Genomic DNA, 15946 nt, shown 5'->3' with positions numbered 1-15946 from the left:
GCGACAGGCCCATGGCGATGTCAGCGACACATCAGCAGGAAGAGCCCCGGGTAGTCCTATCCGCCCGGGGATTGCGTCGCGATTTCGGAGGCTTCACCGCCGTCAAGAATGTCGATCTCGACGTGCATCATGCCCGCGTCCATGCGCTGATCGGTCCGAACGGCGCCGGCAAGACGACGGTGTTCAATCTGCTCACCAAGTTCCTGCAGCCGACGCATGGCACGATCACGCTGCTTGGCACCGACATCACCAAGACAAGACCCGACAAGGTCGCGCGCATGGGCCTCGTGCGTTCCTTCCAGATTTCGGCCGTCTTTCCGCACCTGACGGTTCTGGACAATGTCCGCGTCGCCCTGCAGCGGCCGGGTAATCTCGCGCACCAGTTCTGGCGGCCGCTCTCGGCTCTCGACAGCCTCAATGCCCGCGCCGAACAGCTGCTCGCCTCCGTGGGGCTCTCGAAGGAGCGCGATGCCATCGCCGCCGATCTTTCCTATGGACGCAAGCGCGTGCTCGAGATCGCGACGACGCTTGCGCTCGATCCGAAGGTGCTGCTGCTGGACGAGCCGATGGCCGGCATGGGGCTGGAGGATGTGAAGACCGTCTCCGCCATCATCCGCGATGTTGCGCGCGACAGGGCTGTGCTCATGGTGGAGCACAATCTCTCCGTCGTTGCCGATATCTGCCATCATGTCACAGTCCTGCAGCGCGGCGAGATCCTGGCCCAGGGCGATTACGCTACCGTCAGCCGGGACCCTCGCGTTCGCGAAGCCTATATGGGCACGGAGGAGGCTTGACGATGGCGCCGCTGCTGGAAGTTCAAGGCCTCAATGCCTGCTATGGCGAAAGCCATATCCTGCATGGCGTCGACATGGCGGTGGGCGAGGGCGAAACCATCACCATCCTCGGCCGCAACGGCGTCGGCAAGACGACGACGCTGCGCACCATCGTCGGCATCGTCCGTGCCCGCAAGGGCAGGATCACCTTCGCCGGCAAGGACATGATGCAGGTGCCGCTGCACAGGACGGCGCATCAGGGCATCGGCTTCGTGCCGGAAGAGCGCGGCATCTTCTCGACGCTCAGCGTCTATGAAAACCTGATGCTGCCGCCGGTTGTCGCCCCCGGCGGCATGACGCTCGACGAGATCTTCGAGCTGTTTCCCAATCTGCACGAGCGGCGCAACAGCGTCGGCACCAGGCTTTCCGGCGGCGAGCAGCAGATGCTCGCCATGGCCCGCATCCTGCGCACCGGCGTCCGCATGCTGCTGCTCGACGAGCCGACCGAGGGCCTCGCGCCCGTCATCGTCCAGCGCATCGGCGAAGTCCTGCAGACGCTCAAAGGCCGCGGCATGACCATATTGCTCGTCGAGCAGAATTTCCGTTTCGCCAGCCGCATTGCCGATCGCTTCTATCTGATGGATCATGGCCGGATGGTTTCGGAATTCCCGGTCGGCGAATTGCCTGAGCGTATGGACATGCTGCACAAGGTTCTGGGGGTCTGAGCCATGACGACGATATTCGGCATCCCCGCCCAGGCTCTTCTCGGTCAGCTGCTGATCGGCCTCATCAACGGCTCCTTCTATGCGCTGCTGAGCCTCGGTCTCGCGATCATCTTCGGCATGTTGCGGGTGATCAATTTCGCCCATGGCGCGCTCTACATGCTTGGCGCCTTCACGGCCTATCTGCTGCTCACCTATGCCGGCATCGGCTATTGGCCGGCGCTCATCGTCGCGCCGCTGATCGTCGGCCTGTTCGGCGCGCTGGTCGAGAGGTTCTGCCTGCGTCAACTCTACAAGATCGATCCGCTCTACGGATTGCTCTTCACCTTCGGCATGGCGCTGACGATCGAGGGGACGTTCCGCTATCTCTACGGCTCATCCGGCCAGCCTTATTCCGTTCCGGCGGAATTGGCGGGCGCGAAGAATATCGGCTTCATGTTCCTGCCCGTCTATCGCGGCTGGGTGGTCATCGCCTCGATGATCGTCTGCATCGGAACCTGGCTTCTGATCGAGAAGACCAAGCTCGGCGCCTATCTCCGTGCCGCGACAGAGAATTCCACACTCGTGCAGGTGTTCGGCGTCAACGTGCCGGTGCTTTTGACGCTGACCTACGGCTTCGGCGTGGCGCTCGCCGCCTTTGCCGGCGTGCTGGCCGCGCCGATCTATCAGGTCTCGCCGCTGATGGGATCGAACATGATCATCATCGTCTTCGCCGTGGTCGTCGTCGGCGGCATGGGCTCGATCATGGGGGCGATCGTGACGGGCTACATGCTTGGCATTGCCGAGGGCCTGACCAAGGTCTTCTATCCGGAAGCGTCGAATATCGTCATCTTCGTCATCATGGCGATCGTGCTGCTCTTCAGGCCCGCGGGCCTCTTCGGTCGGGATGCGTGATATGGTGGACCTGATCACATTGGCCTCCAGAGGGCGCCCGAAGTTTTCGGTACAGAAGCTGTTGCTGGTCCTCGGCCTCGTCGGGCTGATCTGGGCACCGTTCTTCGTCTACCCGATCTTCGTCATGAAGGTGCTCTGCTTCGCGCTGTTCGCCTGCGCCTTCAATCTTCTGCTCGGCTATGCCGGCCTGCTTTCCTTCGGTCACGCCACCTTCTTCGGCGGTGCGGCCTATTTTACGGCCTACGCCGTGAAGGAATGGGGTCTCCCGCCCGAACTCGGCATTCTGATCGGCGTCGCCGGCGCCGCGCTGCTCGGCCTCGTCATGGGCTTCGTCGCCATCCGTAGGCAGGGCATCTATTTCGCCATGATCACGCTGGCGCTGTCCTACATGTTCTACTTCTTCTGCCTGCAGGCGGAGTTCACCCATGGCGAGGACGGCATTCAGTCGGTGCCGCGCGGCTATCTCTTCGGCGTTCTCGATCTCAACAACTCGTTCAACATGTATTATTTCGTCCTCGCCGTCTTCCTGATCGGCGTGCTGATCATCTGGCGGTTCATCAATTCGCCCTTCGGCATGATCCTGAAATCGATCCGCGAAAACGAGCAGCGGGCGATCTCGCTCGGCTATTCCGTCGCGCGCTACAAGCTCGGCGCTTTCGTCATGTCGGCGGCCCTGGCGGGGCTTGCCGGCGCGGTCAAGGCGCTGGTCTTCCAGTTCGCGACGCTGACCGATGTCGCCTGGCAGATGTCCGGCGAGGTCATCCTCATGACCCTGCTTGGCGGTATCGGCACGCTGATCGGTCCGCTTTTCGGCGCGGGGTTCGTGGCGACGCTGGAAAACTATCTCGCGACCTCGGAATTCCCGGTCACCATCATCACCGGCATCGTCTTCATGGTTTGCGTCCTGCTCTTCCGCCGCGGCGTCGTCGGCGAATTCTATGCCTCGCGGCTGGGACGGAAGCTGGGGTTCGAATATCGGCGGTAAAGATCAAACCTATGCGTTCTTGTTGTGCACCCCCTCACCCCAGCCCTCTCCCCGAGGGGAGAGGGGGAATTATCTCTGACGATCACCGGATTCGGGATCGAGGCAAATGCCGAAATAGTCCCCTCTCCCCTCGGGGAGAGGGTTAGGGTGAGGGGGCATGCCAATGGATCGCTTCGACTACATCATCATCGGCGCCGGCAGTGCCGGCTGCTTGCTCGCCAACCGGCTCTCGGCCGACCGCAACAACAGGGTGCTGCTGCTGGAAGCCGGCGGTAACGACAATTACCACTGGATCCACATCCCGGTCGGCTATCTCTATTGCATCAACAATCCCCGCACCGACTGGTGTTTCACCACGTCGCCGGAGCCGGGCCTGAACGGCCGGTCGCTGAACTATCCGCGCGGCAAGGTGCTCGGCGGCTGCTCCTCCATCAACGGCATGATCTACATGCGCGGCCAGGCGCGCGACTACGATCTTTGGCGCCAGTTCGGCTGTGCAGGCTGGGGCTGGGACGACGTGCTGCCCTATTTCATCAAGTCCGAGGATCACTATCGCGGCAAGGACGAGATGCATGGCGCCGGCGGCGAGTGGCGGGTCGAGAAGGCGCGCGTGCGCTGGGCCGTGCTCGATGCCTTCCAGGCCGCCGCCAGGGAGGCCGGCATTCCGGAGACGCCGGATTTCAATCGCGGCAACAATGAGGGTTCGGGCTATTTCGACGTCAACCAGCGTTCCGGCATACGCTGGAACACGACGAAAGCCTTCCTGCGGCCGGCGATGAAACGGGGCAATCTCACCGTCTATACAAAGGCGCAGGTTCGCCGCCTGATCGTCGAGGGCGATGCCGTCACCGGCGTCGAATTCCAGCATGACGGCGTGGCCAAGCGTGCCTATGCGACCAAGGAGACGGTGTTATCCGCCGGCTCGATCGGCTCGCCGCATATTCTCGAGCTTTCGGGCATTGGCCATGGCGAGGTGTTGGGGAAGGCCGGCATCGAGGTCGTGCGCGAGGTAAAGTCCGTCGGCGAAAACCTGCAGGATCATCTTCAGCTCCGCCTTGCCTACAAAGTAACCGGCGTGCCCACGCTGAACGAGAAGGCGACGAAGCTGATCGGCAAGGCGGCGATCGGGCTGGAATATCTCATTCGCCGCTCCGGCCCGATGGCGATGGCGCCGAGCCAGCTCGGCATCTTCACGCGCTCCGGGCCGGACAAGGAAACGCCGGATCTGCAATATCATGTACAGCCGGTCTCGCTCGACAAGTTCGGCGATCCGGTTCATCCCTTTCCGGCAATCACCGCCAGCGTCTGCAATCTGAGGCCCGAAAGCCGGGGCTCCGTGCATGCCCGCAGCTCCGATTTCGCCATGCAGCCGGCCATCAGCCCGAATTATCTTTCCGCCGCGCGCGACCGGGAGATCGCCGTGCGCTCCATTCGCCTGACACGGCGGATCGTGGCGCAGCCCTCCTTCGCCCGGTTCCGGCCGGAGGAGTTCAAGCCTGGGCCGGCCTATGACACGGATGCGGATCTGGAGCGCGCCGCCGGCGAGATCGGCACGACGATTTTCCATCCCGTCGGCACATGCCGCATGGGCAGCGACGCGCAGAGCGTGGTCGACCCCCGCCTGCGGCTGCGGGCGCTGGCAAGGCTGCGCATCGCCGACGCCTCGATCATGCCGTCGATCACATCGGGCAACACCAACTCGCCAACCATCATGATCGCCGAAAAGGCAGCCGAAATGATCCTTGCCGACAACCGCTGAAGGCCTATGGATGGGTGGAGGCGAAGACAGGAGATTTGCATGGACAGCCAGGACGAGGTCATCATCGAGCGGCGCGGATCGGCCGGCATCATCCGGCTCAACCGGCCGAAGGCGCTGAACAGCCTGACATTGCCGATGGTGCGGGTCATCGCTTCGGCACTGGAGGATTTTGCCGCCGATCCCTCGGTCGCGAGCGTCGTCGTCATGGGCGAGGGGGAGCGTGGTTTCTGCGCGGGCGGCGATATCCGCCTGCTGCACCAGAGCGGCAAGGAGGGTTCCGATGGCGCGGAAACCTTCTGGCGCGAGGAGTTCCGGCTCAATCACGCGATCTCGCGCTACTCCAAGCCCTATGTGGTATTGATGGACGGCATCACCATGGGCGGTGGCGTCGGCCTCTCGGCGCATGGCAGCCACCGCGTCGTCACCGAGCGCACGCGCCTTGCCATGCCCGAGACCGGCATCGGCTACTTCCCCGATGTCGGCGCCACCTGGCTGCTGCCGCGCGCACCGGGCGAAGCCGGCACATGGATGGGGCTGACCGGCCTTGCCGTCAGTGCTGCCGATGCGATCCATGCCCGCTTTGCCGATCACTGCGTGGCATCCACGGCCCTGCCGGCTCTGGTGGACGTGATTGCAGCGCTGCCCGCCTCGGCCTCTGCGGAAGATGTGCATGCGCTTATCCGGACGATGGCGGCGGATGCCGGCGAGAGCCGGCTTGCCGTAAACCGGGATGTGATCGACCGCGCCTTCGCGGGAGATACGGTCGAAGACGTTTTACAGGCATTGGCCGGCGAACCGGGAGAATTTGCCGCCGAAGCGGCCGGCGTGATCGCCAGCCGCTCGCCGACCAGCCTGAAGCTGACGTTGCGGCTGCTGCGAGCCGGGCGGACGAGCGCCAGCCTCGCCGAATGCCTCAATCGTGAACTCGGCGCCTGCATGGGCATATTGTATAATCATGATTTCTACGAAGGCGTGCGCGCCGCCGTCATCGACAAGGACCGCAATCCGAAATGGTCTCCGGCCAGCCTTTCGGACGTGGCGCCGGGCGATATCGACCGCTTTTTCATAGCGGCGCAGCCGCCGCTTTTCGCGACGTAGAAGGATTCAGCGCGTCATGGAACGCCTGAACCGCTCTGTCGCATAGCTTCAACCGATCATGGGAGGAAAACATCATGACACGGATCGCATTCATCGGCCTCGGCAATATGGGAGGCCCGATGGCCGCCAATCTCGTCAAGGCCGGCCATGCCGTTACTGGTTACGACCTCTCGCATGACGTGCTGAAGGCGGCCGAGGCGTCGGGCGTCAAGCCCGCGAGCGTCTTGACCGAGGCGCTGGCCGACGCCGAAGTGGTGGTGACCATGCTGCCGAAGGGCCAGCATGTCCTCACCGTCTGGACCGACCTGCTGCGCTCCGTGCCCAAGGGAACCCTGCTGATCGACAGCTCCACCATCGATGTCGACAGCGCCCGCAAGGCGCATGCGATGGCAGGCGATGCCGGCTGCCTCTCGCTCGATGCGCCTGTTTCCGGCGGCACCGGCGGGGCTGCGGCGGGAACGCTGACCTTCATGGCCGGCGGTTCGGCCGAGAGCTTTGCCGCCGCCAGGCCGCTGCTTGACGTGATGGGCAAGAAGATCGTCCATTGCGGCGATGCCGGAGCAGGGCAGGCGGCGAAAATCTGCAACAACATGATCCTCGGCATTTCCATGATCGGCGTCTGCGAGGCCTTCGTGCTCGGCGAAAAGCTCGGCCTTTCGCATCAGGCCCTGTTCGACGTCGCCTCGACCTCGTCCGGCCAGTGCTGGTCGATCAATACCTATTGCCCCGTGCCCGGCCCCGTGCCGACCTCGCCCGCCAATAACGACTATAAGCCCGGCTTTTCGGCCGCCTTGATGCTCAAGGACCTGCGCCTGTCGCAGGAGGCCGCTCTCTCCAGCGGCGCGTCGACGCCTCTGGGTGCCGAAGCGGCGCAGCTCTACGCGCTCTTCGAAAAGCTGGGCAATGGCGGCCGCGATTTTTCGGCTATTATCGAGATGTTTCGCGAGGCGAAGTGAGGTTGGGTGGATCGTTGGGTGGGCGCAAGGCTGCCCCTCACCCCGACCCTCTCCCCGCAGGCGGGGAGAGGGGGAGTCGTGCCCCAAGCCGCTGCTGTTTGCTGAGAGGCGTACTACTTTGTGAGGTTGTTTCCCTCTCCCCGTTCACGGGGAGAGGGTTAGGGTGAGGGGCCATGTACGAATGCGCAGCATCCGCGAACACGCCCGACCCGCCGATCTCCGCAGCCACAACTTACCGCCACATGCCGCGCATGCGCGCGCCGACATCGACACGCACCTCTCGCGCCCGGACGGCGGCGGCGCTCTCGGCCCGGGCCTGCGGCCAGCCGCAGACCTCGAAGAACTGCAGCAATGTCGCCGGGATGAAGCGCGTGCGTGAGGCGAAGACATGCTTGTCGCCCTGTGCATGCTGGCCGTGAATGAAGAATCGTTGCGGAGTGACGAGGTCGAGATTGTCCTTCGCCCGGGTCATGGCGACATAAAGCAGTCGCCGCTCCTCTTCGATCTCGGCGGATGATCCGACGGCAAGATCGGCGGGAATGCAGCCGTCGACGGCGTTGAGAATGAAGACCTTCGTCCATTCCTGCCCCTTGGCGGAATGGATGGTCGAAAGAATCAGATAGTCCTCGTCGAGCAAAGGCACGCCGGCCTGGTCGCTGGTCGCGTCGGGCGGATCGAGCGTCAGTTCGGTGAGGAAGCGCTCGCGCGAGCCGTAGCCTGCGGCAATCTGTTCGAGCTGGACGAGATCGGCCTGGCGTGTCGCAGCGTCCTCATGAGCCCGCTCCAGATGCGGCTCGTACCATTGGCGAACCAGGCCGATTTCCGCCGGCCAGCCGGCCTTGCCGCTTTTGACCTCCTGCATCGTCTCCACGAAAGTGGTCCAGTCGTTTCCGGTGCGGGGAGGTGGCGGAAGCTCCGCGAGGGCCGCGATGGGGCTTGCCTCTTCGCCGATCTGGTCGAGGACGCGTTGCGCCGTGGAGGGGCCGACGCCCGGCAGAAGCTGCATCAGGCGAAAGCCCGCCACGCGGTCGCGCGGGTTCTGGGCGAAACGCAGCGCCGCCAGCATGTCCTTGACATGAGCGCTGTCGAGAAACTTCAACCCGCCGAATTTCACGAAGGGAATGTTGCGCCGTGTGAGCTCCACTTCCAGCGGGCCGCTATGGCTCGAGGTGCGGAACAGCACGGCCTGCTGCTTGAGCCTTGTTCCGCCCTCGCGGTTCTCCAGCAGCTGGTCGGCGATATAGCGCGCCTGATCGGCCTCGTCGCGCACCGTCACCAGCCGCGGCCGCTCCGCGCTTTGCCGCTCCGTGCGCAGGTTCTTGGTGAAGCGCTCCGAGGCGAGATCGATCACGGCATTGGCGGCGGCGAGGATCGGTTGCGTCGAGCGATAGTTGCGATCGAGCGTGACGATATCGGCCGACGGCGTAAAAGCCTTGGGAAAATCGAGAATGTTGCGCACGGTGGCGGCACGGAAGGAGTAGATCGACTGCGCATCGTCGCCGACGACGGTCAATCCCCGGCCATCCGGCTTCAGCGCCAGCAGTATAGATGATTGCAGCCGGTTGGTGTCCTGATATTCATCGACCAGGACATGGTCGAAGCGGCTGCCGATATCCTCGGCGATCAGCGGCTCCTGCAGCATATGCGCCCAGTAGAGCAGCAGGTCATCATAATCGAGCACGTTCTGCGCCTGCTTCGCCTCGACATAACAGGCGAAGAGATCGCGCAACTGCTGCTCCCACATGGCGCACCAGGGGAAGAAGTCGCGCAGCACGCCGTCGAGCGGCGCTTCCGCGTTGACGGAGCGGGAATAGATGGCAAGGCATGTCGCCTTGGTTGGGAAGCGGTTCTCCGTCTTCGAAAAGCCGAGATCGTGGCGCGCAAGGTTCATCAGATCGGCGCTGTCTTCCCGGTCGTGGATCGTGAAGGCCGGATCGATGCCGATCTGTTCGGCATAGTCCCGCAGCAGGCGCGCGCCGATGCCGTGAAACGTGCCGCTCCAGGCCAGCGCATCGGCGGTGATGCCGGCATTCGCACCCAGCACCTCACGGCAGATCCGTTCCACGCGGCGGCCCATTTCGGCGGCAGCGCGCCGCGAGAATGTCATCAGCAGGATGCGGCGCGGATCGGCACCCTTGACGATCAGGTGCGCCACGCGATGGGCAAGCGTATTCGTCTTGCCCGAGCCCGCTCCGGCGATGACGAGCAGCGGCCCGGCGACATGACCATCGCCCGCGGTCGTGCCGTGCTCTACCGCCAGCCGCTGCTCCGGGTTCAGCTTTTCCAGATAGGCGGCAGTCATCAATTCTCCTGACCGGACGGGAATTCGGGGCGCGACAGGCAACGAATCGCAAGCGCGAAAACTATCGCGCGTTCTATGGATGTTCCGAATCGCCAAAGCCTGTCAAGATCGGTGGAATTGCACGCAGATGTGAGCTTCGGCGCAAGAAACTTCTTGGGATTTGCCTGAATACCGCTCGAAAAGAACTTTCTTCGTGCTTATGTATGGCTATGGCGTGGCATTTTGAGTTTTTGGAGTGTCGCAGTGCGTAGAGTGAAGGTTTCAGAAAATGAACGACACGATCGCCACTGGCCTGCGTCTGCCTAGCGGACTGGTGGCTCTCTCCGGCGGGCGCCTCGCGCTTGTCGAAATGGATGCTAGCCGCCGCTCCCTGAAGCTTTTCGACACGAGCGGCGCCAACAAAGAAGTGTGCCGGATCGGCGGCAGTCCGACCGGTATAGCGATCGACGGCGATGGCTGCTTCTGGGTGGCGGATGGCCCGGAGGATTCTCTTGTGAGGCTTTCGCCGCAAGGGCGGGTTCTCCAGGTGATAGAAGGAGGCGCGGACGGTCCGTTTCTCCATCCGAATGCCCTGGCCTTCGGGCCTGACGGCCTGCTCTACATGACCGATTCCGGCATCCGCCTTGCCGATCTCCTCGAAGGCGGTCACATCCATCCCGATTTCTTCAAGGCCGCTTACAATGGCTGCGTCTATCAGATCGATCCGGCAGAAGGCCGGGTCATTCGCGTGCTGGCCGCCGGCCTGCTTCTTGCCGGCGGCATCGCCTTCGGGCCGGACGGGCTGCTCTACTACAGCGAGACATTGACCGGGAAAATCTATCGTCAGATCGTCGGCGGCCGCCAGGAGATGTTCGCGCAGTCGATGACGTCGCCCGCCGTGAACATGCTGCGCGGGCCGGCCGGCCTCGCCTTCGATCGCAGCGGCATGCTGTACTGCGCCATGTATGGGCTGGGCGAGATCTGTCTGATCGATAGCGAGGGCAGGATGACGGGCCACATCCGCACGGACGGCACGCGGCCGGGCAATATTGCCTTTACCGTCGATGGCAAGCACTTGCTCGTCAGCGAGCAGGAAAAGGGTGTGGTGGAGAAGATAACGGCGCCACGTCCCGGGCTGCCGCTGCATATGCCGACCATTTCCTAAAGCGCCGCGCGATCTTTCCGATTCGCTTCTTGCGCTTTGGTTTTCCGCTATTTCGCATGTCGTCGCCGCAAAACCGCTGCACATTTTCACGCGACACACGCCAGCTCGGCCTGGCGGACGCGCCCGGTCTCCGGGCGCGTCCTTTTCAAATATCTGCCGCTTATTCGGCTGCGGGGATCTGCTTGTTGTCCTTGCCGGACGTGCCGTCCGCCTGCTTGCTATCGTTGGCAACCGGCTTGGCATGACGGCGGCGCCAGTCGCCGAGGAAGAGCAGGATCGGCGCTGCGATGAAGATCGACGAGGCGCCGGCGACAAGGATGCCGAACACCATCGGGATCGCGAAGCTGGAGACGGCGCTGCCGCCCCAGATCGCCATCGGCAGCAGCGCCAGGAAGGCCGTGGCGTTGGTATAGAGGCTTCGCGCCAGGGTCTCGTTGATCGACTTGTCGATGATGTCGCGCAGCGGCATCGACTTGTAGAGCCGCATGTTTTCACGCATGCGGTCGTAGACCACGACCTTGTCGTTCACCGAATATCCCACAAGCGTCAGGATCGCGGCGATGGCCGTCAGGTTGAAATCGAGGCCGGTGATCGCGAAGAAGCCGATCGCCTTGGTGACGTCGAGGACCAGCGTCACGATGGCGCCGACCGCGAACGGCCATTCGAAACGGAACCAGATGTAGAACAGCATGGCCAGGCTGGCGATCACGACCGACAGGATGCCGGCCCAGGCAAGCTCGCCCGAAACCTTCGGACCGATGACGTCGGTGCCTTCGATGGTCGCGGTCGGGTCGATTTTGACGATTTCCGCCTTGAGCTTGGTCACAGCGGCCGTCTGCGCCTCTTCGCCGCCGTCCTGGCGCTGGGCGCGGACAAGGATGCTGTTGTTGTCGCCGAAGGACTGCAGTGCGATTTCGCCGAGGCCGAGCGTGTTCAGGCCCTCGCGGAACGTCGCCAGATCGGCTGCGTCCTTGGTCTTGACCGACATCTGGATGCCGCCGCGGAAATCGACGCCGTAGTTGAGGCCCGGATGGATGAACAGGACCACCGAGGCGATCGACAGGATCGCCGAGACGGTGACGCCAAAGAAGCGGGCCTTCATGAACTGGATGTGCTTGTCATAGGGGCTGAAGGGGATCAGCGGCCTGATGTTGATCACCTTCAGCTTGCTGCGACGGGTGATGGCGATCATCACTACGCGCACGAAGGCGACGGAGGTGAACATCGAGATGATGAGGCCGAGACCCATGGTCACGGCAAAGCCGCGAACCGGGCCGGAGCCGAAGTAGAACAGGATGGCGGCCGCGATCAGGGCCGTCATGTTGCCGTCGATGATCGTCGAATAAGCCTTCTTGAAGCCGTTATCGATGGCGGCGAAGGCGCCGCGGCCCTTGCGGGTTTCTTCGCGGATGCGCTCGTTGATGAGAACGTTGGCATCGACCGCAAGGCCGATACCGAGGACGACACCGGCGATACCGGGCAGCGTCAGCGTGGCGCCGACCAGCGTCAGGGCCGAGAAGGTCAGGATCGTGTGGATGAGCAGCGCAACATTCGCGAGAATGCCCCAGGCGCCGTAGAGCACGAAGATGAAGGCGGCAACCAGCACGAAGCCGAGCAGGCCGCTATAGATGCCCTTCTGGATCGCGTCGCTGCCGAGGTCGGCGCCGACGGTGCGCTCTTCGATGACGGTCAGCTTGGCAGGCAGCGCGCCGGCGCGCAGCAGGGCTGCAAGCGTCGTGGCGCTGTCGGCGGTGAAGTTGCCGGAAATCTGGCCCGAACCGCCGGTGATCGGCTCGCGGATATTCGGTGCGCTCAGCACCTTGTCGTCGAGCACGATGGCGAAGGGCTTGCCGACATTTTCGCGGGTGATTTCCGCAAAGCGGTTGGCGCCGGCGCTGTCGAAACGGAAGGTGACGAGCGGCTCATGCGTGTTCGGATCGAAGCTGACGCGGGCGTCGGTCAGGCGGTCGCCCGACAGTTCGATACGGTCGAGAACCGGATAGCTGTTGCCCTGCTCGTCCTTGAGGATGGTGACGCCGGGGCCTGGGTTGTTCGGGTCGGCATTGTCGGCCAGAAGATGGAAGGACATCTTCGCGGTCGAGCCGAGAAGCTCGCGCAGGTGCGACGGATCCTGTGCGCCCGGAAGCTGCACGAGAACGCGGTTCGGTCCGACGCGCTGGATGGTCGGCTCTGCGACGCCCACCTGGTCGACGCGCTTGCGGATGACTTCAAGGCTCTGCTGAACGGCGGAATCGACGTTGGCCGCAATACCCGCCTGCGAGAAGGACATGGCGATCGTCGCGCCATTCGGTGTGATCGCCAGGTCGGACTGACCGGCCGAGAGGCCGGACGTGACCGTGTTGGCGAGCGTCTGCAGCTGCGTCACCGCGTCGCCGCTCTGCGCGGGATCGGTGAGCGTCACGACGACCTGGTTGCCGTTGCGGACGATCGAGCGGGTCTGGATGTTCTTGTCGCGCAGCACGCGGCGCGAATCCTGCTGCAGCGATTGCAGCCGGCCGTTGGTCAGGTCCTTCTCGTCGACTTCAAGCACGAGATAGGAACCGCCACGAAGGTCGAGGCCGAGGGAAACTTGGCTATGCGGCAGCCAGGACGGAATTTTGCCGAGAACTGACTGCGGCAGCACGTTCGGCAGGGCGACAAAAAGGCCGATCACAATGATCACCGTATAAAGTGCCACGAGCCATGGTGAGGTACGCATGGGTATTATCCTTGAAAATACGCTTATGCCGGCGGTCTGGCCGCTGGCGGACTTGAGATCATGTCGGAGATGCAGCGCGTTCGCGCCGACCGCTCAGGCGATGTCGCTCGGAGGGGCGCGGGCGAAATAGGCGCGGAATGTCAGGGATTCGAGCCGCGAGACATTGCCTGGATGGCTCGGCTGCCAGGGCGTGGCCGGATATCCGAGGGAGGGAAGGGCGGCAAGCGTTGCAGGCCCTATATCGTGCCATGTGGCCTTCGGCGTCGCCAGCCGATCGGCGACGACGATGCCGCGAACCGGATCCCGCAAGGAAAGATAGAGCGGCTGGGTTTCTTTGCCCGAGGAAAGGGCGTCCGCATCGGCGCGGGTGGCGAGATTGATGCCACCGCCCAGCGCCAGCCCGATATAGGCGAAAAACGCGACGAACAGCGAGGCGATCACGCGCGCGCCGGCACGGTTCGTCCTGTCGTCTCTATCTTCGCTGTCGGCGGCGACGCCGAATTCGAGCGGGCTCAACGGTCAGAAATGCCTTCTTTGTTCCTTTGCCGGCGCGGACTCCGGCGGTTCGTTCATGATATCAGGGCGCCTCGCGCCTTCATAGTGCGGCCTGTCATGATGCACTTGTGCGAACCGGTCAACCGTTCCGGCGCGATTTCTTAATTTTCCGTGGTCCCCGTTTCGGCGGATGACGGCCTGGGCGCCAGGCAGGATGCCGGAACGCGATAGGCATAGAGCGTCTCGCCCTTCATGTCCCCATAGGGCGGCGACCAGCTTTTGATAAGCTCGGCCTGGCCGCCGGGACAATCGAGCGGAGCATTATCGACGAACAGGACGGAGCCGGTCACGTCGGCCGGCAGGGAGAAGTTCTGCTCGTAATAGCTCTTCGGGAAACCGCCGAAGTTGCGGGCATGGATGCGGAAGGGCTCGCCTTTCAGCGTGTAGTAGAGATCGGCGAGGATATCGCGGTCCTGAGCAACGATGTCGGTCATTTTTGCCGTCGTGGCGATGTCGGCGATTTCCCGGCTTATCATGCTGCGGCCAACATAACGCTTCATGACGAGATCGCCGTTCGGCAGCTTGATGTCCAGGGCGAAGACCGTCAGCACCGGAATGATAAAGGCGACGACGGCGCCGATGATCAGCGAGGTGGTCAGCCCCTTCTTCGTCAGGCGATAGAGCAGCCAGACGGCGAGAATGGTGCCTGCGGCATAGGCGGAAACGGCCCAGTTGGCATAGGCCTTGGCAAAGAAGGCCTGCAACGCGATGAGGATGACCACCGGCATGGATAGCCAGAACAGCAGCTTCTCCCGGTCGTCGCTCTGGCCGCGGATCAGCCGCCATGTCGCCCACAGCATGGCATAGAAGACGACCGGCCCGACCACGCCAAACTGCGCGCCGACGAAGCCGAGCCCGCTGAGCAGCTGCTTCAGCACCCCGCCATTGCCGCCGCCCGAACCCCAGTGGGCGATGGTCTGCGTGTGTCTCACGGTCGCGGCTTGATGGGTGACGTTCCACCAGAGATTGGGCGAAACGACGACGGCGCCGACGATCGCCGCGATTGCGACGTCCCGCCAGGCGATGCGCGCCGAGCGCAGCGTCAGCATGGCGATCCCGACTCCGGGCAGGAGAAACAGGACGGAATATTTCGTCAGGAAGGCGATGCCGAGGCTCGCGCCAAGGATCGCCGCCTCAAGAGCCGAGGAGCGCCTGCTGAGGCCGATAAAGGCCCAGATCGCGATCGTCACGAACAGGATCTGGATGGTGTCGGTCGACACAAGGACGGCGGAGAGCGAGGCAGCCGGAAGGGTGATGAAGATGACGCCGACCCAGGGCGCGATCTCGCGCCCGGTCTCATCGTCGATCAGCCGCCGTGTGGTGCACATCAGCATCAGGGCGGTGGCAAGGTGGAAAAGCGGCGCCGATACGCGGATCCAGAATGTCGAGTCCGATCCGGAGATCACATTGAAGAAGCGGATGACCCACGCGATCATCGGCGGCTTGGAATAATAGCCGAAGTCCAGATTCTGACCCCAGAACCAATATTGCGCCTCGTCGACGAACAGGTCGGTGCTGTTGAACAGCAGCATGAGAACGCGCCAGAGCGTCACTCCGAAGATGATCGCAAGGGCCAACCCCAGCGAAAGTTTCTGGGCATTTGTTCGGGATTGGGTCGTGTCGAGCATTAAGGAATGGATCTCGGTGCCGGGTCGTGAGGCTTAATACGGAACTATTGCGGCCAAAGCTAGCTCCCGGCCGTCTGTAAAGCCGCCTGGAGAGTGCCGGCCTGGTCGCGGAGGACCAGGGATCCGTTTTTGAAATCCGAGATGTTTCTGAAAGCCGCCTAGAGGACGCGGGAAGCGGCCTTGCCGCGCGTCTCTTCGAGGCGGCATAAAAGCATGAAGGCCGCGAGCGTCAGGCTGGCCATCAGCGTGGCGGTCAAACCAAGAACAATCATTGCTCTCTCCGTATCGACATCGAAGCTGTCTATCCCCTGTTCAGTAAGGCATGAAGCTTGCTCGTGACTTGCGATCCGTGCGCTTGCCGGCCAAGGGAATGAGTAAATAACGCATGGCTAATTTAGAATTGTACTGATT

The 15946-nt window shown here is 63.1% G+C and carries 12 protein-coding genes; 8 read left to right on the top strand and 4 right to left on the bottom strand.

Annotated elements, in window-relative coordinates:
- The first annotated feature begins 11 nt into the window (after window positions 1-11).
- From GR212_RS01765 to mmsB, 7 genes are all read left to right on the top strand, one after another.
- Complete coding sequence (locus GR212_RS01765; RefSeq protein ID WP_163984735.1) at window positions 12-794, top strand: ABC transporter ATP-binding protein; 783 nt, start codon at window positions 12-14, stop codon at window positions 792-794.
- Between the two features lie 2 nt (window positions 795-796).
- Window positions 797-1498 carry an ABC transporter ATP-binding protein gene (locus tag GR212_RS01760; RefSeq protein ID WP_163984734.1) on the top strand — a complete coding sequence of 234 codons (702 nt, stop codon included), beginning with the start codon at window positions 797-799 and terminating at the stop codon, window positions 1496-1498.
- A 3-nt stretch (window positions 1499-1501) separates the two neighbouring features.
- A complete protein-coding gene (locus GR212_RS01755) occupies window positions 1502-2389 on the top strand; it encodes a branched-chain amino acid ABC transporter permease (protein WP_163984733.1) in 888 nt (295 codons plus the stop codon).
- A 1-nt stretch (window position 2390) separates the two neighbouring features.
- Window positions 2391-3374 carry a branched-chain amino acid ABC transporter permease gene (locus GR212_RS01750; protein ID WP_163984732.1) on the top strand — a complete coding sequence of 328 codons (984 nt, stop codon included), beginning with the start codon at window positions 2391-2393 and terminating at the stop codon, window positions 3372-3374.
- A gap of 163 nt (window positions 3375-3537) precedes the next feature.
- Entirely contained in the window at window positions 3538-5133 is a 1596-nt protein-coding gene (locus GR212_RS01745; RefSeq protein ID WP_163984731.1) for a GMC family oxidoreductase, read from the top strand.
- A gap of 39 nt (window positions 5134-5172) precedes the next feature.
- Window positions 5173-6231 (top strand): enoyl-CoA hydratase/isomerase family protein, encoded by a 1059-nt coding sequence (locus GR212_RS01740; protein ID WP_163984730.1) that lies wholly within the window; start codon window positions 5173-5175, stop codon window positions 6229-6231.
- Window positions 6232-6305: 74 nt separating this feature from the next.
- Window positions 6306-7187 carry a 3-hydroxyisobutyrate dehydrogenase gene (mmsB, locus tag GR212_RS01735; protein WP_163984729.1) on the top strand — a complete coding sequence of 294 codons (882 nt, stop codon included), beginning with the start codon at window positions 6306-6308 and terminating at the stop codon, window positions 7185-7187.
- A 232-nt stretch (window positions 7188-7419) separates the two neighbouring features.
- Here mmsB and GR212_RS01730 read toward each other — a convergent pair whose 3' ends face one another.
- On the bottom strand, window positions 7420-9489 hold the full coding sequence (locus GR212_RS01730) for an ATP-dependent helicase (protein ID WP_163984728.1): 2070 nt from the start codon (window positions 9487-9489) through the stop codon (window positions 7420-7422).
- A 268-nt stretch (window positions 9490-9757) separates the two neighbouring features.
- On the opposite strand from GR212_RS01730, the gene GR212_RS01725 reads away from it, so the two are divergent.
- Window positions 9758-10633, top strand: a complete 876-nt coding sequence (locus GR212_RS01725) for an SMP-30/gluconolactonase/LRE family protein (RefSeq protein WP_163984727.1) — start codon at window positions 9758-9760, stop codon at window positions 10631-10633.
- Window positions 10634-10793: 160 nt separating this feature from the next.
- Here the strand turns inward: GR212_RS01725 and secD are convergent, their stop codons facing one another.
- The 3 genes from secD to GR212_RS01710 form a co-directional block, all read right to left on the bottom strand.
- A complete protein-coding gene (gene secD, locus GR212_RS01720) occupies window positions 10794-13352 on the bottom strand; it encodes a protein translocase subunit SecD (RefSeq protein ID WP_163984726.1) in 2559 nt (852 codons plus the stop codon).
- A 93-nt stretch (window positions 13353-13445) separates the two neighbouring features.
- Window positions 13446-13868 (bottom strand): hypothetical protein, encoded by a 423-nt coding sequence (locus GR212_RS01715; protein WP_163984725.1) that lies wholly within the window; start codon window positions 13866-13868, stop codon window positions 13446-13448.
- Window positions 13869-14008: 140 nt separating this feature from the next.
- Complete coding sequence (locus GR212_RS01710; protein ID WP_163984724.1) at window positions 14009-15535, bottom strand: ArnT family glycosyltransferase; 1527 nt, start codon at window positions 15533-15535, stop codon at window positions 14009-14011.
- Window positions 15536-15946: the final 411 nt, after the last annotated feature.

Source organism: Martinezella lusitana, from assembly GCF_010668395.1.
In the GTDB taxonomy this organism is placed as follows: Bacteria; Pseudomonadota; Alphaproteobacteria; order Rhizobiales; family Rhizobiaceae; genus Rhizobium; species Rhizobium lusitanum_A.
This window is presented reverse-complemented; position numbering and strand designations above follow the sequence as displayed.